Here is a 20,033-nt window from a genome sequence, read left to right as displayed (position 1 = left end):
CTGGCCCCGCGCCGATTCCCCCGTTCGAGGGATGGGGAGCGAGTGCCGCCGTGCGCTATGCTCGGCCGGCGCCTCGCATTTTCTCAAGGTATGTTGCCGTCACGAGGCCGCCGTCATCCCCTCCCCGGAAACCCGTTCCGATCAACTCCGCCCCAGCCACCATGCCCGGAAAATTTCTGCCCTGGCGCACGCTTCTCCGTCCCCTCCCCTCGGGCTGGCGCTGCTCGCCCTGACGGGCGCCGCCTCGGCGCGAGCGGACGTCTCCCTGCCCCACCTCTTCTCCGACCACATGGTCATGCAGTGCGACGCCGCCGTTCCCGTCTGGGGATGGGCGGCTCCCGGCGAGCGCGTGCGGGTGGCGTTCGCCGGCCAGACCAAGGAGACGACCGCAGACCGCGCCGGCCAATGGAGTCTCAAGCTCGACCCGCTGGCCGCCGGCACCCGCGGCACGCTGACGGTCCAGGCAGCCAACCAGCGATTGATTGAGGACGTGTTGGTCGGCGAGGTCTGGCTCGCCGCCGGCCAATCCAACATGCAGCTGCGCATCGACGAGGCGGCTGAGGCCGCCGAAGCCGTCGCCACGGCGGATCTGCCGCAGGTTCGCATGTTCACGGTGGCCCGGCGCGCGGCGGAATCGGCGGCGACGGATTGCGACGGGCAATGGATCGTCTGCCAGCCCGACACGGTCGGCAAGTTTTCCGCCGCCGGATTCTATTTCGCGCGAGAGCTGCATGCCCGCCGCGCCGTGCCGGTCGGAGTGATCAACTCCTCGTGGGGCGCCACCCGATCGAGGCGTGGACGAGTCCGTCCGCCCTGGCCAGCCGGCCGGAGTTCGCTCCCCTTTTCGCCGAGTGGAGCGACCCGCACCGCCCGCCGCAAGGCGGCGACGTCCAGCCGCTGCAGCGCTCGAAGAACTACCCCGGCAACCTGTTCAACGGCATGATCGCCCCGCTCATCCCCTACGCGCTGCGGGGCGCGATCTGGTATCAGGGGGAAAACAACGCCAACTCGAACCACCCCGAGCTCTATGCGCTGCAACTGCCGGTCCTGATCCGCGATTGGCGCCAACGCTGGGGCCAGGGAGACTTCCCGTTCGCCTGGGTGCAGCTGCCCAACTTCCAACCGAAGTCTTCGGCCGCCGCGAAGTGGCCGCTGGTCCGCGAGGCGATGCGGCGCACCCTGACCGTGCCGCACACCGGCATGGCGGTCGCCATCGACGTGGGCGACGCGAAGAACATTCACCCGAAGAACAAACGCGAGGTCGGCCACCGTCTCGCGCTCTGGGCACGCGCCCAGGTTTACGGAGAGGACATCCCTTGGTCCGGCCCGCTGTTCAAAGACTACTCCATCATCGGCGACCGCCTGGTCGTCCGATTCAGTCACACCGACGGCGGACTGATTGCACGCGACGGCGCCGTGCGGGGATTTTTCCTCGCTGGAGCCGACCGCCACTGGTTGCCCGCGGATGCACGCATCGTCGGCGACACCGTCGTGCTTTCCCATCCACAGATCGCCGCTCCGAGCGCGGCCCGCTACGGGTGGGCCGACAATCCCGATTGCAACCTCTTCAACGGAGCGGGGCTGCCGGCGAGTCCGTTTCGCACCGACGATTGGGACCCGCTGACGAAGCTCGACTGACGCGCGACGTCGCGCCGTCAGGGCAACGTCGCGGTGGCGGCTTTTCACTCGTCCGAGGGGTGGCGCGAAAACCGCCGCATTGATACCGTGCTGGACCGGCCCCGATCTTCGTCCCCCTCGGCTGAGGCGTTGTCCGGCTTCCCCCTCCTACCCCATGAGTGTCCTCGCTTCGCAGGCTGTCCTGACCGCCTTTTCGTTCACTCCGCCTCTCGCCATGGCTGGCGCCAGCACCGCGCCGATCGGCTCCGTCGCCTTCCAACTCGGCGTGGTCGACTACCTCATCCTCGTTACCTACTTCGCCTTCGTGCTCGGGATCGGCTGGGTGCTGAAGAAGCACCTGAAGACCTCGACCGACTTCTTCGAGTCGGGTCGCTCGCTGCCGGCGTGGATCTGCGCGCTCGGTTTCATCGGCGCCAATCTCGGCGCGCAGGAAGTCATGGGCATGGCCGCCTCCGGCGCCAAATACGGCATCGCCACCAGTCACTTCTACTGGGTGGGCGCGATTCCCGCGATGGTCTTCGTCGGCATTTTCATGATGCCGTTCTACTACGGCTCGAAGGCCCGCTCCGTCCCGGAATACCTCAAGCTCCGCTTCGACGAGAAGACGCGCACGTTCAACGCGCTGTCGTTCGCGGTGATGACGGTGTTCTCCTCGGGCATCTCGATGTTCGCGTTGGCGAAGCTCCTCAACGCGATCCTCGGCTGGAACTTCGATGCGTGCATCTTCGTCTCCTCGGCGATCGTCCTGGTCTACATCTACACCGGCGGCCTCACCTCCGCGATCTACAACGAGGTGCTGCAGTTCTTCCTCATCGTGCTCGGCTTCCTCCCGCTGGTCATCCTCGGCCTGCAGGACATCGGCGGCTGGGACGGTCTCATGCAGCAGCTCGGCGCCTACTCGGAAACGAAGGGCATGCCCGGCGCCTGGAGCCACTCCTGGGCCCACATGGGCAACGCCTCCGCCAATCCCATCGGCATCGAATGGTTCGGCATGATCGCGGGCCTGGGCTTCGTCCTCTCCTTCGGCTACTGGTGCACCGACTTCCTCGTCATCCAGCGCGCCATGGCGGCTAAGGACATGAACTCCGCGCGCCGCACCCCGCTCATCGCTGCGATTCCGAAGATGATGTTCCCCGCGCTCGTGATCCTGCCCGGCATGCTCGCCATCGCCCTCTACCACAAGGGCGGCACCGCCCAGATCGCGCTGCCCACCGGCGCCGACGGCAATCCCGACTACAACATGGTCGTCCCCGCCATGCTCGCGAAATACTTCCCCAACGGCATGCTCGGCATCGGCCTCACGGCCCTCATGGCCTCGTTCATGTCCGGCATGGCCGGCAACGTCACCGCCTTCAACACGGTCTGGACCTACGACCTCTACCAGCGCTGGTTCAAGCCCGACGCCTCCGACGCGCACCTGATCAAGGTCGGCCGCATCACCACCGTCGTCGGCCTGCTCATCTCCGCGGCCTGCGCCTACGCGGCGACAAAGTTCAATAACATCATGGACATGCTCCAATTGGTGTTCGGCTTCGTCAACGCCCCGCTCTTCGCCATCTTCCTCCTGGGCATGTTCTGGAAACGCGCCACCGGCCACGGCGCCTTCTTCGGGCTCCTCCTCGGCACCCTCTCCGCCGCCCTCTTCCAGGGCAACACGCTCCCGGTCGGCGAGGCCGCCAGCATCTACAAGGGCGGCTGGATCTCCGTGCAGCACACCTTCGCCAGCTCCATGGCCCAGAACTTCTGGATGGCGATCTTCGCCTTCTCCGGCTGCTTCCTCGGCACCATCGTCATCTCCCTCGCGACGGCGCCCAACCGCACCGACAACGAGCTCCGCGGCCTCGTCTACTCGCTCACCGAGAAGGTCGTCGATCACCACGAGACCCCCTGGTATGCGCGCCCCGCCACCCTCGGCGTCATCGTCCTCGCCCTCACCGTCGGCCTCAACCTCCTCTTCTGGTAACCGCCAACCCCATCCCACCATGCAACAACTCGACGTTCGCCTGCCCATGGGGCTGCTCTTCCTCTCCCTCGGCCTCATCCTCGTCGGCTACGGCCTCCTGGCCGATCCCGCCATCTACGCCCGGCACTCCCTCGGCCAGAACGTGAACCTCACCTGGGGCATCATCTTCTCCCTCTTCGGCTCCCTCATGCTCTGGCTCTCCTCCCGCGCCAAGAAGAACTGAGGCACTCCCGCCCACGCCACACTCCTTACCCCGCCATGAACGATGCGACGTCCGTTTCCCTCTCGCCACCCGATCTCTCCGATCGCGTTTGCCGGCAGTTTGAAATCCTTTACCGGCGTCGCCCCGTTCTCCTCGCGAGCGCCCCGGGACGGGTCAACGTCATCGGCGAGCACGTCGACTACAACGGCGGCTGGGTTCTGCCCGCCGCCATCGATCGCCGGCTCGTCATGGCAGTCGCGCCGCGCAACGGCGATCGCGTCCGGCTCGCGACCGCCGATTTCGAGGGCGTGCTGGAATTCGGACGAGAGGACCTCGCGCCCGGACGAGCCAAGGACTGGAGCCGCTACGTGCGCGGCGTCATCGCCGGCCTGGCGCAGGCGGGACACGTCGTGCCCGGCTTCGACGCCTGCGTCGCCTCCAGCATTCCCGTCGGCGGTGGATTGAGCAGCAGCGCGGCGCTCGAAGCCGCAACCGGACTGGCCGGACTCGCCTTGGCCGGCGCCGACATGAAGCGGTTCGAACTGGCCAAGCTCTGCCAGCAGGCCGAGCACACCTACGCCGGCGTCCCGTGCGGCATCATGGACCAAGCCGCCGTGCTCTGCTGCGAACGCGGGCACCTCCTGCTCCTCGACTGCGAGGCGGAAACATTCGTGCAAACTCCGCTCGCTTCGAGCGAGTGGAGCCTCCTCATCATCAACTCCGGTGTGGCGCACGAGCTCGCGAGCGGCGAATACGCCCGCCGCCGCGAGGCCTGCGAACAGGCCGCCCGCCGGCTGCGCGTGCCATCGCTCCGCCACATCGCCGCCAGCGAGCTCGACACCGCGCTCGCGTTTCCCGGCCTCACCGAGGAGATGCGACGCTGCGTGCGCCACGTCGTGAGCGAAAATGTCCGGACACTCTCCTGCGTCGAAGCGCTCCGGCAGGGGGATTTTCGCCGGGCCGGGCAACTGCTCAATGCCAGCCACGCCTCGCTGCGGGACGACTATCGCGTGAGCTGCGCGGAACTCGATTTCATCGCGGAGACCGCGCAGTGCGAGGAGGCGGTCGCCGGTTGCCGCATGACGGGCGGTGGCTTCGGCGGCTCGTGCGTCGCCCTGGTCCGCGGCGTCGAGGCCGAAGCCGTGATGCGTCGGGTCAGCGATGCCTTTCACGCCCGCTTCGGCCATCGACCGGCCGCGTTCGTCACGCCTGCCGCCCCGGGCGCCCAGCTCGTTTGCCTCTGATGCCCGCCGAACCGATCTCCGCCGCGTCGCCGCACCGGCGGCACAACCCGCTCACTGGCGAATGGGTGCTCTGCTCCCCCCACCGCGCCACCCGGCCCTGGCAGGGACAGCAGGAGGCGGTCGCACGGGAGGCGCGTCCCGCGCACGATCCCCACTGCTATCTTTGCGCCGGCAATCGCCGCGCGAACGGTGAAACGAACCCGCTCTATCGCGACACGTTTGTCTTCGAAAACGATTTTCGCGCCCTACTCGATGACAGGGCCGCCGCGCCGGCCGAATCCCACCCGCTGCTCCGCTCCACTCCTGTCCGCGGCACGTGCCGCGTCATCTGCTTTTCCCCGCGGCACGACCTCACGCTCGCCCGGATGCAGACCGCGGAGCTGGAGCGCGTGATCTCCACCTGGCAGGCACAGACGGCCGAGCTCGGGCAGCGCTATCGCTGGGTGCAGGTGTTCGAAAACAAAGGCGCCGTCATGGGCTGCTCGAATCCCCATCCCCACGGCCAGGTCTGGGCGCTCGATCAAGTGCCGACGCTGCCGGCGCTGGAGGACGAGCATCAACGCCGCTACGCCGCTCAACACGGGCGCCCGCTCCTGCTCGACTATGCGGAGGAGGAAATCCGCCGCGGTGAACGGGTGGTCTGGACCAACGCCGACTGGCTCGTCGTCGTGCCTTACTGGGCGACCTGGCCCTTCGAAACGCTTCTCCTGCCCCGTTTCGCCGCGACGCGGATGACGGAGCTCAGTGCGCCGCAGACCCGCTCCCTCGCCGAGGCGCTGCAGGCTCTCCTCCGCGGCTACGACGCGCTCTTCGCGGTCGACTTTCCCTACTCGATGGGCTGGCACGGGGCGCCGTTCGGACCGGATCCGGCCGCGCACTGGCAGCTGCACGCCCATTTCCATCCGCCACTGCTGCGCTCCGCCACGGTGAAGAAATTCATGGTCGGCTTTGAAATGCTGGCCGAAGCTCAGCGCGACCTCACACCGGAAGCGGCGGCCGCCCGCCTGCGCGAAACCATTGCCTCGAAAATCACGCCATGAAGATCCTCATCACCGGCGGCGCCGGCTACATCGGCAGCGTGGCCACCGAGATGCTCCTCCAGGCCGGACACGCGGTCCTGGTCTTCGACAACCTCCAGCAGGGCCACGAGGCCGCCGTCGAACCCGGCGCCCGTTTCGTGCGCGGCGACCTGCGCGACTACGACTCGATCGCCGCGGCGATGCGCGATTTCACCCCCGACGCCGTCATGCACTTCGCCGCCAACTCCCTCGTTGGCGAGTCCATGCGCGATCCGTTCGCCTACCTCGGCGACAACGTCGTCGCCGGGCTGAACCTGCTCCGCGCCATGGACGCCCACCGCGTCAAGCGCATCATCCTTTCCTCGACCGCCAACCTCTTCGCCGATCCCCTGCGGCTGCCGATCGCCGAGGACGAGCGCATCGTGCCCGGCAGCCCCTACGGCGAGTCCAAGGCGATCATCGAGCGCTTCCTGCACTGGCTCGCCGTGACCCGCGGGTTTCGCTACGCGTGCCTGCGGTATTTCAACGCCGCCGGTGCGACCGAGCGGCACGGAGAGGACCACAACCCCGAGCTGCACCTCATTCCCCTCGTGCTCCAGGTCGCCCTCGGCCAGCGCGACCACATCTCGATCTTCGGCGACGACTACCCCACCCCCGACGGCACGTGCATCCGGGACTACGTCCACGTGCAGGATCTGATCGCCGCCCACATCCTGGCCCTCGGGGCGCTCGAGACCGGCAATCGCATCTACAACCTCGGCAACGGGCAGGGTTTCTCCGTGCGCGAGGTGATCGCCGCCGCCGAAGTGGTCACGGGAAGGAAAATCACCGTCAAGCTGGCCCCGCGTCGCCCGGGCGATCCGGCCCGTCTCGTCGCCAGCAGCGACAAGGCCCGCCGTGAGCTCGGTTGGAATCCGCGCTACACCGAGATCCGCACCATCATCCAGACGGCGTGGTCCTGGCATTCTCGTCATCCAAAGGGTTACGGCTGATCGCCCGCCACGGCTCCTCGCGCGCTCGCGGCGCTGGCGCCGCGGCGAAGCAGAACGATTCAGGACATGGTCCGCGCCATCCGCGCCACCATGTCGGCCACGAGCGGATTGGGGAACCGGCGGCTCGGCGTGATCGCGTAGAAGGACTCCCGGATCTGCGGCACGCGGTGCGTCTGGACCAGGATCCCCTCGTCGATCTCGTCGCGCACCACCACCGGCGGCACCAGCGCAAGCCCTTCGCCCTCGCGGGCGAGCAAGCGCAGCATCGCCATGTCATCGACCTCCGCGATGATGCGCGGTTTGACCCCGGCGGCGGAGGTGATCCGGTCAAAGGCGCCACGCGTGTTGCTCTCGTGGCTCGGCAGGATCACCGGCACGTCGCGGAAATCAGCCGGAAAGCGCAGCCGCTTCTGGCGCCACGCCGGCACGCCGACCAGGCCCACCGCCTGCTCCGCCAACAGGTGGCTGTGCCAGGGTGTTTCCGCGTCGCGTCGGGCGGCCGAATTCGAAAGCACCAGGTCGATCTCGTGCGCATGCAGCGACACCAGCAAGTCCCGCTGCGTCCCGGAGCGGATGACGACCTCGACCTCGGCGCGGTGCAGTGCCGGGCGCAGGAACTCGAGCTGGAAGTTTCGCGAGAGGGTCGACACCGCTCCGACCCGGAGCACCTGTCGCGCGGCTCCGGGCGCGCGATTGCGCATCACGTCCATCAGCTCCTCGCCCGAGCGCCCGATCACCTCCGCGTAGTCCAGCGCCAGGCGTCCCGCCTCGGTCAGGCGCAGCCCGCCCCGTCCGCGCTCGAAGAGCCTCTGCCCCAGGCTTTCCTCCAGCTGGCGCAGCTGAATGCTGAGCGCGGGCGGCGAAAGATTCAGGCGCTCCGCCGCGCGGGTGACGCTGAGCTCCTGCGCGATCACCCGAAAGTAGCGCAGGTGGTGATAATTCAGGAATGCCGGCATGGTTTAATTAAATCTAACGTTCTGTTGAAAACCATGTAATCGCCTAAAACGCAAGAGCCCGCTAGGATGAATCGCATGAGCGTCTTCGTGGATCTCCTCTTTCTCGTGCCGGCGGTTCCGCTGGCGGCCGGTCTGGCCGCCCGCTTTCTCCCCGGCACCGCCGCCGCGCGCCTCACGGCCATCGCCGCGTGGACGGCCTTCGCGCTCGCGAGCGTGGCCGCCGTCGCCGGCGTCCTCGCCGGGCCGGCGACGGCACGCTGGTCTCCCTGGGGACCGGACGCGGCGGCGGTGGCCATCCGGCTGGACGCGATTTCGGGGACGATGAGTGTGCTGGTCTCCTTTCTCGGGGCGGTGGTCGTCGGCTTCTCCCGCCGCTACCTGGACGGGGATCGGGCCCAGGCGCGCTTCGTATCCTGGATGAGTCTTACGCTCGCCTCGGTGCTGACCTTGGTCCTCGCCGGGCATCTTCTCCTGCTCCTGGCCGCATGGATCGCGACCAGCCTGTGCCTACATCGCCTGCTGCTGTTCTATCCGGAGCGAGCCGGAGCGCGCTTCTCCGCCCGCAAGAAATTCGTCTTCAGCCGGCTGGGCGACCTCTGCCTGCTGGCCGCGGCGCTCATCCTCCACCGGCAACACGGCACCTTCGACCTCGACACCATCCTGCGCGCGATCAGTGCCGGGACGCATCACGACCTGGCGCCGGTCGCGTTTCTGCTCGCGCTGGGCGCGATGCTGAAATCGGCGCAGTTCCCCTTCCATAGCTGGCTGCCTGACACGATGGAGACCCCGACCCCGGTGTCGGCCTTCATGCACGCCGGCATCATCAACGCCGGCGGCTTCCTCATCGTCCGGCTCTCGCCGATCTTCACGGCCGTTCCGTCGGCATCGGCCCTGCTGGCCATCGTCGGCGCGGTGACGGCCGCCTTCGGTGCGGTCGTGATGCTGGCGCAACCCAGCGTGAAGCGCGCCCTCGCCTACTCGACGGTGGCGCAGATGGGTTTCATGTTCCTGCAATGCGGCCTCGGCGGCTACGGGCTCGCGCTGCTGCACATCGTCGCCCATTCGCTCTACAAGGCTCATGCCTTCCTCACCGCGGGCTCCACGATCGGGGCAGTGCCGCGAACCGCCGTGCCGCTGCGCACGCCGGCGATCACGCTCGGTGTGCTCGCCGGCGCCGTGCTGGTGATGCTCGGCACGGTTCTGTTCCGGCTCCTGGTTCCGGCCGGATTCAGCAGCCTCGGCGTGTTCGGTCTTATCCTCGCTCTCGCCCTGGCCTACGGCATCGCGCGCGCGTGGTCGGCCGCTCCGCAGGCGCGCACCCTGGTGCGGGCCGGCGCCTCCGCCTTCGTCATCGCGCTCCTCAGCCTCGTCCTTCACTGCGCGGCGTCCCTGCTCTACCCTCACTCCGAGCCGCTGTGGTCGTCACCCGCGGTCCCCGCCACGGTCGGCAGCATCTTTGCGGGCCTGTTCGTCTTCCAGTCCCTGCTCTGGCGCGCCAACCGCTCGCCGCTGGGCCGCCGGCTCTACGTTCACGCGCTGAACGGATTCTACGTCGGCACGCATCTCAACCGCCTGCTGGGACGGCTCTGGCCGACCGAAACCATCCGCGCCTGACGCCGCCGCTCCGCTCAAACTTTCCCTTCCATGTCCACCGCCCTGTCCTCCTCCGCCGCCTGCCGCTTCCGCCCCGACCTCGTGGCCCCCGCGATCGATTCCGCGCTCGCCCGGATTGCGCCGCTCTGGCCGCTTCGTCACTTCGTCGCGGTCAATCCCTTCCTCGGCTGGGTCCATCGCCCCTTCGCGGAAGCCTGCGCTCACCTGCAGCGGATTGCCGGCGCGGCGCCGCTTCTGTCTCCCGCCGACTACCAGAAGGCCTATTCCGACGGCCTGATCACTCCCGCCGATCTCGCCGACGCCGGCGATGAGGACTGGACGCCGGAGAAACTGCGCCAGGCCCTGAACCGGGCGCATCTCGCGCGCCCCGCCGGGATGCTCCTGACCGTGGCGGACCTGCTCGATCAACGCCACCCGCGGGCGCATTGGAGCACGTTTGTCGCCGAGGAGATTTCCAAGTGGTGCTCGGTCGCGTTCGACGAGAACCAGACCACCTGGTCCTATCCGTGGAAAACCCAGGGCCTCTACGCCGGCTGGCGCGAAGCCGCGGCCGAGGACCGCAATCCCGAGGCCTTCGGGCTGGTCGGTTTCCGGAGTTTCGTCGCGGCGCTGCCCGGGGATGCCTCCGACGCGATTCGCTGCTGCCTCGCGCGCCTGGATCCCCAATGCGATTCGCTCGCCGATTTTCTCCACCGCCAGCTGGCGACGATCCCCGGATGGGCGGGCCACGCGCAGTATCGGGTCCGGGAGGATGCGTTGCGCGGGCAGTCCAATCCGCTGCTGCGGGACCTGCTCGCCATCCGCCTCGCCTACGACGCCGCGCTGTATGAGGCCTTCGCCCGCGACGGGGTTTTTCGCGCCGACTGGCGCCACCAATCGGCCGCTCCCGCGCGCACGGAATATCTGGAGACGCTCCAACGCTGGCAGCGGGCCTACGAGGCCGGTTACCAGCGCAAGCTGGCCCACGCCCTCGCCGGCCAAAGCCTCCCGCCGCCGGCGGCGCGACCGCTCACCCAGGCCGTCTTCTGCATCGACGTCCGCTCGGAAATCATGCGCCGCCACCTCGAGTCTACGCTGCCCGGCGTGCAGACCATCGGATTCGCCGGATTCTTCGGCTTCCCGGTCGCACACCGACCGGCTGCGGCCGCCGCGCCGACGGCCCGCTGCCCGGTGCTGCTCGTTCCTCCGGTCAACACCGCGGAGAACCGATCCGCGGAGGAGACCGCCCGCGCCACCGCGGACCAGACCGAAGCCGCGGCGTGGAAAGCGTTTCAGAACTCCGCCGCCTCCTGCTTCACCTTCGTCGAAACCGCGGGCCTGGCCTTTGGCGGTGCGCTCGCGGGCAAACCGCGGCGTCCCCGCTGCGATCGGCCGGCTCCGCGCTTCGAGCAGCTCCCCGTCGAGACCCGGGCGGACTTGGCCGCCGGCGCGCTCCGCAACATGAGCCTCACGCGAAACTTTGCGCGCCTCGTGCTTCTGTGCGGACACGGAAGCCAGAGCGCCAACAACCCCTACGCATCGGGCCTCGACTGCGGGGCCTGCGGCGGCCACGCCGGCGACGTGAACGCCCGCCTCGCCGCCGCGACGCTCAACGATCCCGCGGTCCGCGCCCGCCTGGCGGCACAGGGCATCGCGATTCCGACCGACACCTGCTTCGTCGCGGGACTGCACAACACCACGACGGACGACATCGTCCTCTTCGACCTCGAGCAGCTCCCCGCCTCGCACGACGCAGACCTCGCGGTCCTGCGCCAGGCGCTCGCACTGGCCGGAGCCGCCACCCGCCGCGAACGCGCGCCGCGGCTCGGCATCCGCGCCACGGATGACGCGGCGATCGCCGCCGCCGTGCGCCGCCGCGCCGAGGACATCTCCGAGGTTCGCCCCGAATGGGGCCTCGCGAACAACGCCGCCTTCGTGGCCGCGCCACGCCACCGCACGGCTCGGCTCAATCTGGAGGGACGCGTCTTCCTCCACGATTACGATGCGACCGCCGATCAGGGCGACAAGGTGCTCACCTTGATCCTCTGTGCCCCGGTCGTCGTCGCGAGCTGGATCAACCTGCAATACTACGCCTCCCGCGTGGATCCTGTCCGCTACGGTGCCGGCAACAAGGTCCTGCACAATGTGCTCGGAGGCCTGGGTGCGACCGAGGGCAACGCCGGCGACCTGAAGGTGGGGCTGCCGCTGCAGTCGATCCACGATGGCCGGCAATTCACCCATGAGCCCCGCCGCCTGAGTGTCTTCATCGAGGCCGCCCCGGAGCGGATCGCCGACGTGCTGCACCAGCACGCCGCGGTGCGGCAGCTGTTCGATCACGAGTGGCTGCACCTCTTCTCCCTGCAGGGCGACACCTGCCTGCGCTACCGCGAGGGCCGCTGGGAGAAAATCTGAAAATCCGCCGCGAGGTCCCCGTGCGGTCGCACGCCGCGCGAGGGACAGGCCGACCGCACGGCAATCCCCTCGCCTGAGCGCGCGGCAATCAGGCGAGACCGCGGCGCGAGGGTGAATCCGCCCATCGCCGCCGCGCGTAGGACTAACATGAAACGTTGGCTGATCACGGGTAGCTCCTCCGGCCTGGGCCGGGCATTGGCTGAGGCGGCGCTGCAGGCCGGCCACGAGGTCGTCGCCACCGCGCGCAACCCCGCGGCACTCGAACCGCTCGCCCGATCGGAGCGCTGCCAAGTCGCGGCCCTGGACGTCACCGATCCCGCCAGCGTGCGTGCCGCGCTCGCCCAGGCCGGAGCGGTGGACGTCCTGGTCAACAACGCCGGCTGCGGCCTGGTGGGAGCCTTGGAGGAGTGCGCGGAGTCGGAGATCCGCAGCGTCTTCGAAACGAATTTCTTCGGCCCCCTCGCGCTGATCCGCGCCCTCCTGCCCGCGCTGCGGGCGCGTCGTCGCGGCCACCTCATCAACGTCAGCGCCGCCGCCGCGATTGCCAACTACCCCGGCTTCGGCGCCTACGGCGCGGCCAAGGCCGCGCTGGAGGCCGCGAGCGAGAGCCTGCGCCAGGAGCTGCGCCCGCTCGGCATCCACGTCACCATCGTGGAGCCCGGCCCCTTCCGCACCGACTTTGTCCGGCGCAACGTCGCGCCGGCCACCGCCCGGATCGACGACTACGACGGCACGGCGGGCAATTTCGCGCGCCTGATTCGCGCCACCGACGGCCGTCAGCCGGGCGACCCGCGCGCGCGGCGCAGGCAATCGTCGCTCTCGCGGGCCTGGAGCAGCCGCCGCTGCGCCTCGTGCTGGGCCGCTACGCCCATGCCAAGGCCCGCAAGTGCGCCGCGGAGCGCGAACAGGAGCGCGCCACCTGGGAGGCGCTGGGGCTGCCGACCGATTTCCCTCCCGCCTCCCGGACGACCGCCTAGCCGCGGTTGCGCCGGCGGCGAAACGTCCCCGGCCGCCGCTCCCCGCTCTCCCGACCGGTCCATCGCCCCGGCCTTGCCGCGCAGCCTCGGCCCGGTAATCCGTCCATAAAGTGCGTCGCGTTCCGCAAGCAACGCGCCGATGCTAGGGGAAAAGGACGGTATCATCTTTGGCCAATGAGTTCCCCGACCACGAATCCCCCATCGTGGGCGCATCTCCTCGGGAGGGTGGTCTCGCTCTGCGCCCTAGTCTTCGCGACCCTTGCGACGGGAGCCGATGCTCCGTTGGGCAAAGCGGTCTTGCAGCTGAAGTGGTATCATCAATTCCAGTTTGCCGGCTACTACGCCGCGCAGGCCCAAGGCTACTACCGCGACGCCGGGGTCGACGTGCAGATCCGCGAAGGCGGCCCAGGCAAGCCGCCGCTGGGCTCGGTCCTGGCCGGCACGGCACAGTTCGGCGTCACCGACTCCGACGTCGTCCAGGCGAGGATGCGCGGGCAACCGCTGGTGGTCTGCGCCGTCGTGTTTCAGCACTCGCCTTACGTGCTGCTCACCCGACGGGATCGCTCGATCCGCACCCCCGCCGACCTGGTCGGCAAGCGGGTGATGCTCTCCGACGACCAGGGTGCCGCCCAGTTTCGCGCCATGCTGATCCACGAGGGCATCGACCCCAGCCGGGTCGAGATCGTGCCCCACTCCTGGAACCTCGACGACCTCGCGCAGGATCGCATCGACGCCCTGTCCGCCTACGCCACCGTCGAGCCGTTTCTCCTCGCTGCCCGGGGCGTGGACTGTGCGTATCTGCGGAGCATCGACTACGGCGTGGACTTCTACGGCGACGTGCTCTTCACGACCGAAGAGCAAGCGCGCCAAAACCCGCGCCTGGTCCAAGCCGTGGTGGAGGCCAGTTTGCGCGGCTGGAGCTACGCCCTGAGCCATCCCGAGCAGGTGGCCGAGCAGATTCTCCGGATGCCCGGCGTGCGCGAGCGGGGGATCACCCGGCAGCAGCTCCTCGCCGAGGCGGCGGCGATGCGCGACTTCATCCTCCCCGACGTGGTGGAGCTGGGTCACATCAATCCCGGACGCTGGCAGCGCATCGCCCAGATTTTCGCGGAGACCGGTCTGGCGCCGCGCCAGTTCGATCTCCAGGGATTCGTGTTTGAGCCCGATACGCACGTGGATCCGCGGTTGCTCGCCTGGCTGAGGGCCGCAGCGATCGTGATCCTTGCCGCATCCATCGGAGCCGGAATCTGGACCGCGCAAATGCGACGAGCCGTGCGCGCCCGGACCGCGGAGCTGCGCGAGGAGAATCACCAGCGCAGCCTCGCAGAGGAGAGATACCGCGCCAGCGAGGAACGCCTGAACCGAGTGTTCGTCCAGGCGGCCAACGGCATCGTCGCCATGCGGCCGGACGGCACGATCTCGCGAGCCAACCCGGCCTTCCTCGACTCCCTGAAGTTGCCCGGGGAAAGCGCGCTCGGAGGCTGGCTGGACCTGGTCCACGCGGAGGACCGCGCGGAGGTGGCGCGCGTGCTGGCGCGCCTGGCCGCAAGCTCCGCCGAGAACTGCGTGCTCGAAAGCCGCTATCGACGCAGCGACGACAGCGTCGCGTGGCTGCGCTGCAGTTTCTCGCTCGTCACGTCTGCGGACGGGCAACCGTTGGAACTGATCGCGATCACCGAGGACGTGTCGGCCCGGGTGGCGGCCCAGCGTGACGCCGAGATCCTGAATGCCAAGATCGCGGAACAGGCCGATCTGCTGAACAAGACGAGCGATGCGATCCTGGTCTGCGATCTGGAGGGGCGCGTGCGCTACTGGAACACCGGCGCGGAGCGAATCTTCGGCTGGAAGGCCGAAGAGGCGGTCGGGCGGCCGCTCGAGGCGGTGGGTGTCGCCGATCCCGCGCAGCCCGAATTGCGCGCCCGGGTCATCGCCTCGGGAGCGTGGGTGGGCGATCTCACGCACCAGGCACGGGACGGAAGGCGCCTCACCGTCAACGCCCGGTGGTCGCTGGTGCGCGACGACGACAATGCCCCGGAGTCCATCCTCATGATCTGCACCGACGTCACGGAGGCGCGGGCCGTGCAGTCGCAGCTGCTGCGCGCGCAGAGAATGGAAAGCATCGGCCGGCTGGCCGGCGGCATCGCCCACGATCTGAACAACGTCCTCGCTCCGATCCTGATGGGAGTCGAGATCCTGCAAGAGCAGCTGAGCGCCGCCCGGGACTTGAGCCTGCTCGCGACGATGCGCACGAGCGCGCAGCGCGGGGCCGCGCTGGTGCGCCAGGTCCTCACCTACGCCCGCGGCGTGGAGGGCGAGCGAATCCCGCTCAGCCCGAGACTGCTGGCGCTCGAAATTGAGTCCTTCATGCGGGATACCTTCCCGAAGAACATCTCCCTGGTGCTCGATGTGCCGGCCGACATCTGGGCGATTGAGGGCGACCCGACGCAAATCCACCAGGTTCTGATCAACCTGTGCGTCAATGCGCGCGACGCGATGCCCGATGGCGGCCGCCTGCGCATCGGCGCCGAGAACCGCGTGCTCACGGCGGACACGGTCCGCGCCAATGGCGGCACCGGCGGCGCCGGCAGTTACGTGGTGCTCACCATCCAGGATACCGGCGGCGGGATCCCGCCCTCGGTCCGCGAGCACATCTTTGAGCCGTTCTTCACGACCAAGGGCGTCGGCCGGGGAACCGGGCTGGGCCTTTCCACCGCCCTCTCGATCGTGCGCAGCCACCGCGGCTTCATGCGGGTGGACTGCCCACCCGCGGGCGGAACCTGTTTCGAGGTGTTCATTCCCTCGACGAAAGCCACCGCCGCGATCGCCGCGCCGACCGCCGACGCGCCGCGGCACCCCACCGCCGACGGAGCGAAGGTGCTCGTGGTGGACGATGAGGCCGATGTCCGCGCCGCCGCCGTGCACATCCTCCGCGCGCACGGCTACGAGGTCCTGGAGGCGGCCGACGGCGAGGAAGCCCTTCAGGTCGTCGCCGCCCACGCCGATCTCGCGGCCGTGCTCACGGACCTGATGATGCCGCGACTGGATGGCCGGGCGTTGATCGACCAGCTGCGCCGGATGCCCCGTCGGTTGCCGGTGGTCGCGATGACCGGCGTCGTCATGGACGACCGCGGCTTCGATCCCGCCACGCTTCCGGTGGCGGCCTGGCTCCGCAAACCATTCTCTAGCGACGAACTGCTGGAGGCAATGAGCCAAGCCCGGAGCCAAGGCAAGGCGCAGGCCTGAGCCTCTCGCGCAGATCGGAGACCGCGATGTCCGCGGCCCTCCGTCGGCGCCGTCAAGGAAGCCGCGGGCAAGGAGCCGCCAGCTTGCGTCCGCGGCCCCGAAGTGGCGGAGTGTCTCCCGTTCCCCATGAAAACCCCGTCCCGCTGCCTCCTCGCGGCCTGCCTGGCCTTGGTCGGCTTCACCTCGAGCGTATCCACCCGCGCGGCGACCTCCGCCGCTCCGGCGGACCCGGAGAGTCCGGCGGCCAAGGAGAAGCGACTCGAGTGGTTCCGACACGACAAGTTCGGTCTCTTCATCCACTGGGGCCTGTATGCGATCCCGGCGGGCTACTGGAAGGGCCAGCGCGCCCCCGACATCGGTGAGTGGATCATGAACCGCCTGCGGATCCCCGTCGCCGAATACTCGCAGCTGGCGGCCCAGTTCAACCCGAGCCAGTTCGACGCCGACGCCTGGGCGCAGCTGGCCGCCGACGCCGGGATGAAATACGTCGTCCTCACCGCGAAGCACCACGACGGCTTTGCCCTGTTTCGCTCCGCCGCGAGCCCGTTCAACGTCTGCGATGCCACGCCCTTCCGCCGGGACGTCGTGCAGGAGCTCGCCGCCGCCTGCGCCCGGCGCGGCTTGCGCTTCGGCGTCTACTATTCGCAATCGCAGGACTGGCACGAGCCGGGCGGCGCGGGCAACGACTGGGATTTCCCCGTCAACGCCGAGAAGGACCGCAGCGGCGCCTTCGACCGCTACCTCCGCGAGAAGGCGGAACCCCAGGTGCGCGAGCTGCTCACCCACTACGGACCGATCTGCCTGGTCTGGTTCGACACGCCGCAGCTGATGAGCGGCGACCGGCCCAAGCGCCTGACCGACCTGGTCCGCACGCTGCAGCCCGACTGCCTCATCGACGGTCGCCTCGGCGCGGTCGGGGACTACCGCAGCACCGGCGACAACGTCATCCCGCCCGCCGGCTCCGACGAGGCGTGGGAGACGCCCGCCACCCTCAACCACACCTGGGGCTTCCGCTCCGACGACACCGATTGGAAGTCACCGGGCGAACTCGTCTTCAAGCTGATAGACGTCGCGAGCAAGGGCGGCAACTACCTGCTCAACGTCGGTCCGACGAAGGACGGAGTCATCCCGCAGGCCAGCCAGGACAACCTGCGCACGGTCGGCCGGTGGCTGCGGGTCAACGGCGAGGCCCTCTACGGGACCGGGCGCTCTCCCTTCGGCGAGGAATTCGGCGACTACGCCGCCCGCGCCCGGACGCGCGACGGCCATCCCGTCTTCCTGCCCCGCACCGAATGGCGCTGCACCACGAAGCCGGGAAAGCTCTACTTCACGCTCTTCCACCTCGAGCGCGACGGTCCCCACGCCTACTTCGCGCTGCCGGCGTTCCGCAACGCCATCCGCTCCGCCAGCCTGCTCGAGGACCCGCACACGATCTTCCCCGTGCAGCAGGCGCCGGACGGCACCCGCTTCCTGCATCTGCCGCGCTTCCTCAACGACGCGATGGGCACGGTGCTGCTCGTCGAGTTCGAGGGCGATCGCATCGAACGCTGAGACCTGCATCCAGCACCGTGCACACGGTGAGCCATCACAGCGGTGGAATCTGGATGTGGCGGCACCGCCCCCGGCCAATCGCGCAATTTTGCTCCGCGGCCAACGATCCGCTGGCAGTTCCACCGGGATAGGGACCAGCCTCCAATGTCGCGACGGCGGACCGGACCTCGCAGGCATCGCGAAGGCGGCTCCACGGTCCCCGGCAAATCGCCCATTGCGACAGCGCACCACAAGCATTATCAGACTCACATGGATCGAGTCGACCTGCGCTGCCTCCTGGACGAGGCCCATCTCATCGTCGAAGCCGAATCTCCCTCCGCAGTCTGTGCCTGTGCGGGCTCCGTGGGCACAAACTTCCTGGCGGCGATCAGCGATCCGAGCTTACGCGAACTCTACCATATGATCATCGAGCGCGTTCGCAGTTCAGGCGACTCGCTCAGCTTCTCGCTGCGCTGCGATACACCGGAGTTCAAGCGACTGTCCTGGGTGCGCTTCCGCCCGCGCTCCAAGGGCGCCCACCAATTTGTCGAAGTGGAAAACGGAACATGGAACGAGATCCCGCACGCGGTGCGCGTCACGCTGCTAGATGAAACAGTCGCCCGCGGCCCCGAATTCGTCATCATCTGCAGCTGGTGCAAGCAGGTGAAACTCGGCGAAGGCCGCTGGGGGGAGGTCGAGGACGCGATGCGGGAGCTGCAGCTTTTCCACCGCCCGGTGATGCCCAGCCTCTCGCACGGCCTCTGCCCGGACTGCGCCCGGAGGGTGAGGGCGGATTTCCTCCGCCAGATCGAGGCGTCGCCTCTCACGTCCGCTCCCCGCCCAAGCCCCTGAACACGGGGGGCGCCCGGCACCCTCCGGCGGCCGCGGGCATCTTCAGGCAGCCCGGGATTGCACCGGTGCCGACCGTGGATCCGCCCTCACCGTCATCCGCGATCAGGGAATCGCTTTCTTCCTGCAATCACCGGCAGACTGGTCGGGGCGGACTCGGCTTGCGGCGCGACTTCACGTGATCGAACCAACTTACCGTCGCGCCCAACGTCCATCCGTTCGCACGCGCCCCACCGGGCTGAACGCGCGGCGAATTCGGGAAACGGAACGTGAGCGACGCGCGAGCGACGGCGGTCAAGCCGGGGCGAGGTCGATGCCCACTTGCCACGAAAATCGGGCCAAATGAACGATTTTATGGTGTTGTCGCGTTCAATGCGCGTGCGACGGATTTCATTCTAGCTTGCCGAATTATCTCGCTCATTTTTTCTACGCAAATGTCACGAGTTCTTGTTACGGGAGCTGCTGGATTCATCGGCAGCCATACGGTGGAACGCTTGATCACCGAGCACCACCAAGTGGTTGGCGTGGACAACTTTCGCACCGGCCGAAAAGCGAACCTGAAAATCGCTTCAGCTCACCCGAATTTCCGGTTCTTCGAAGGAGATATTCTCACCCCTCAATGGCTACTCGCATTGATTCGCGATTGCGAAATAGACGCGATCATTCACTTGGCAGCTCTCGTCAGCGTGCCGGAGAGCATCGCCCAGCCTGAACTGAATCGACGGCTGAATCTCGACGCCACTCGAACCATCATCGATGCGGCCTCGCGAGTGCGTTCTGTGCGTCGAATCGTCTTCGCATCGAGCGCCGCCGTCTATGGAGACAATCGCCATCTACCACTTGATGAAGACGCCGAATGCGTGCCGCTCAGCCCCTATGGCGAAGCCAAACTGGCATCCGAACGCCTCATAGCTGAATGTAGCAGAAATCGCCCTGACGCCGCAGCGATCTCGTTTCGCTACTTCAACGTTTACGGCCCCCGCCAAGATCCGTCGTCCTCGTATTCCGGCGTGATCTCTCGCTTTGCGGACGCGCTGCAGCGGCGGCAGCAGCCCATGATCCATGGCGACGGCGAACAGACGCGTGACTTCATCGCCGTTGCCGACGTGGCGCGTGCCAACGTTCTGGCGGCAACTACACCCAACGCTTCCTCCGGGACATTCAATCTGTGCACAGGCCGTAGCACCTCGCTAAATCTCCTGTTGGCCACCATGGCTGCAGAGCTGAAAAGCAGCGTCCAAGCTGTTTACGGAGCGGGGCGAGCGGGCGACATCCGTCACTCGCTCGGCAATCCAGCGCGTGCGCAGCGGATGCTTGGTTTCAAAACCGAGCACGATCTGGCAAGCGGTCTACGCGCGCTCTTCCGAGAGAAATGAGAGCGAGTCTGTGCCTTTCCGGAGAACCCGCGGCGGTCC

15 protein-coding genes are annotated in these 20,033 nt (G+C 68.1%); 14 read left to right on the top strand and 1 reads right to left on the bottom strand.

Annotation, left to right across the window (positions count from 1 at the left end; genetic code table 11):
* Positions 1-31: 31 nt before the first annotated feature.
* The 7 genes from ACMYLB_RS10885 (at position 32) to galE (ending at position 7,058) form a co-directional block, all read left to right on the top strand.
* Positions 32-943 carry a hypothetical protein gene (locus tag ACMYLB_RS10885; RefSeq protein WP_415910939.1) on the top strand — a complete coding sequence of 304 codons (912 nt, stop codon included), beginning with the start codon at positions 32-34 and terminating at the stop codon, positions 941-943.
* Entirely contained in the window at positions 940-1,638 is a 699-nt protein-coding gene (locus tag ACMYLB_RS10880) for a sialate O-acetylesterase (protein ID WP_415910938.1), read from the top strand. The genes ACMYLB_RS10885 and ACMYLB_RS10880 overlap by 4 nt, the downstream gene beginning before the upstream one ends.
* A gap of 214 nt (positions 1,639-1,852) precedes the next feature.
* Positions 1,853-3,601 carry a sodium:solute symporter family protein gene (locus ACMYLB_RS10875; RefSeq protein WP_415910937.1) on the top strand — a complete coding sequence of 583 codons (1,749 nt, stop codon included), beginning with the start codon at positions 1,853-1,855 and terminating at the stop codon, positions 3,599-3,601.
* A gap of 19 nt (positions 3,602-3,620) precedes the next feature.
* Entirely contained in the window at positions 3,621-3,824 is a 204-nt protein-coding gene (locus ACMYLB_RS10870) for a hypothetical protein (protein WP_415909219.1), read from the top strand.
* A gap of 35 nt (positions 3,825-3,859) precedes the next feature.
* A complete protein-coding gene (gene galK, locus ACMYLB_RS10865) occupies positions 3,860-5,047 on the top strand; it encodes a galactokinase (protein ID WP_415910936.1) in 1,188 nt (395 codons plus the stop codon).
* On the top strand, positions 5,047-6,087 hold the full coding sequence (locus ACMYLB_RS10860; RefSeq protein ID WP_415910935.1) for a UDP-glucose--hexose-1-phosphate uridylyltransferase: 1,041 nt from the start codon (positions 5,047-5,049) through the stop codon (positions 6,085-6,087). The genes galK and ACMYLB_RS10860 overlap by 1 nt, the downstream gene beginning before the upstream one ends.
* Positions 6,084-7,058, top strand: a complete 975-nt coding sequence (gene galE / locus ACMYLB_RS10855) for a UDP-glucose 4-epimerase GalE (protein ID WP_415910934.1) — start codon at positions 6,084-6,086, stop codon at positions 7,056-7,058. Before ACMYLB_RS10860 ends, galE begins: the two co-directional genes overlap by 4 nt.
* Before the next feature lie 59 nt (positions 7,059-7,117).
* Here galE and ACMYLB_RS10850 read toward each other — a convergent pair whose 3' ends face one another.
* On the bottom strand, positions 7,118-8,014 hold the full coding sequence (locus tag ACMYLB_RS10850; RefSeq protein ID WP_415910933.1) for a LysR family transcriptional regulator: 897 nt from the start codon (positions 8,012-8,014) through the stop codon (positions 7,118-7,120).
* Positions 8,015-8,089: 75 nt separating this feature from the next.
* Here ACMYLB_RS10850 and ACMYLB_RS10845 point away from each other — a divergent pair, with 75 nt between their 5' ends.
* The 7 genes from ACMYLB_RS10845 to ACMYLB_RS10815 all read left to right on the top strand — a co-directional run bounded on the left by ACMYLB_RS10845 (position 8,090) and on the right by ACMYLB_RS10815 (position 19,994).
* The gene (locus tag ACMYLB_RS10845; RefSeq protein ID WP_415910932.1) at positions 8,090-9,628 is read left to right on the top strand and encodes an NADH-quinone oxidoreductase subunit L; all 1,539 of its coding nucleotides are present in this window, start codon (positions 8,090-8,092) and stop codon (positions 9,626-9,628) included.
* Between the two features lie 30 nt (positions 9,629-9,658).
* A complete protein-coding gene (locus ACMYLB_RS10840) occupies positions 9,659-12,019 on the top strand; it encodes a YbcC family protein (RefSeq protein WP_415910931.1) in 2,361 nt (786 codons plus the stop codon).
* Between the two features lie 111 nt (positions 12,020-12,130).
* Positions 12,131-13,105, top strand: a complete 975-nt coding sequence (locus ACMYLB_RS10835; RefSeq protein ID WP_415910930.1) for an SDR family NAD(P)-dependent oxidoreductase — start codon at positions 12,131-12,133, stop codon at positions 13,103-13,105.
* A gap of 188 nt (positions 13,106-13,293) precedes the next feature.
* Positions 13,294-16,239 (top strand): ABC transporter substrate-binding protein, encoded by a 2,946-nt coding sequence (locus tag ACMYLB_RS10830; protein WP_415910929.1) that lies wholly within the window; start codon positions 13,294-13,296, stop codon positions 16,237-16,239.
* 126 nt (positions 16,240-16,365) lie between these two features.
* On the top strand, positions 16,366-17,790 hold the full coding sequence (locus tag ACMYLB_RS10825; RefSeq protein ID WP_415910928.1) for an alpha-L-fucosidase: 1,425 nt from the start codon (positions 16,366-16,368) through the stop codon (positions 17,788-17,790).
* 249 nt (positions 17,791-18,039) lie between these two features.
* Positions 18,040-18,621, top strand: coding sequence for a hypothetical protein (locus tag ACMYLB_RS10820; RefSeq protein ID WP_415910927.1), 582 nt, complete (start codon positions 18,040-18,042; stop codon positions 18,619-18,621).
* A 431-nt stretch (positions 18,622-19,052) separates the two neighbouring features.
* Positions 19,053-19,994, top strand: coding sequence for an NAD-dependent epimerase/dehydratase family protein (locus tag ACMYLB_RS10815; RefSeq protein WP_415910926.1), 942 nt, complete (start codon positions 19,053-19,055; stop codon positions 19,992-19,994).
* Positions 19,995-20,033: the final 39 nt, after the last annotated feature.

Origin of the sequence: Oleiharenicola sp. Vm1 (assembly GCF_047777955.1) — a bacterium.
Lineage (GTDB): Bacteria > Verrucomicrobiota > Verrucomicrobiia > Opitutales > Opitutaceae > Didemnitutus.
This window is presented reverse-complemented; position numbering and strand designations above follow the sequence as displayed.

What these genes read in the sequence shown, in the direction of transcription:
- ACMYLB_RS10885 (WP_415910939.1), top strand. Translation starts at nt 32, where the DNA reads ATGGGGAGCGAGTGCCGCCGTGCGCTATGCTCGGCCGGCGCCTCGCAT.
- ACMYLB_RS10880 (WP_415910938.1), top strand. Translation starts at nt 940, where the DNA reads ATGATCGCCCCGCTCATCCCCTACGCGCTGCGGGGCGCGATCTGGTAT.
- ACMYLB_RS10875 (WP_415910937.1), top strand. Translation starts at nt 1,853, where the DNA reads ATGGCTGGCGCCAGCACCGCGCCGATCGGCTCCGTCGCCTTCCAACTC.
- ACMYLB_RS10870 (WP_415909219.1), top strand. Translation starts at nt 3,621, where the DNA reads ATGCAACAACTCGACGTTCGCCTGCCCATGGGGCTGCTCTTCCTCTCC.
- galK (WP_415910936.1), top strand. Translation starts at nt 3,860, where the DNA reads ATGAACGATGCGACGTCCGTTTCCCTCTCGCCACCCGATCTCTCCGAT.
- ACMYLB_RS10860 (WP_415910935.1), top strand. Translation starts at nt 5,047, where the DNA reads ATGCCCGCCGAACCGATCTCCGCCGCGTCGCCGCACCGGCGGCACAAC.
- galE (WP_415910934.1), top strand. Translation starts at nt 6,084, where the DNA reads ATGAAGATCCTCATCACCGGCGGCGCCGGCTACATCGGCAGCGTGGCC.
- ACMYLB_RS10850 (WP_415910933.1), bottom strand. Translation starts at nt 8,014, where the DNA reads ATGCCGGCATTCCTGAATTATCACCACCTGCGCTACTTTCGGGTGATC.
- ACMYLB_RS10845 (WP_415910932.1), top strand. Translation starts at nt 8,090, where the DNA reads ATGAGCGTCTTCGTGGATCTCCTCTTTCTCGTGCCGGCGGTTCCGCTG.
- ACMYLB_RS10840 (WP_415910931.1), top strand. Translation starts at nt 9,659, where the DNA reads ATGTCCACCGCCCTGTCCTCCTCCGCCGCCTGCCGCTTCCGCCCCGAC.
- ACMYLB_RS10825 (WP_415910928.1), top strand. Translation starts at nt 16,366, where the DNA reads ATGAAAACCCCGTCCCGCTGCCTCCTCGCGGCCTGCCTGGCCTTGGTC.
- ACMYLB_RS10820 (WP_415910927.1), top strand. Translation starts at nt 18,040, where the DNA reads ATGGATCGAGTCGACCTGCGCTGCCTCCTGGACGAGGCCCATCTCATC.
- ACMYLB_RS10815 (WP_415910926.1), top strand. Translation starts at nt 19,053, where the DNA reads ATGTCACGAGTTCTTGTTACGGGAGCTGCTGGATTCATCGGCAGCCAT.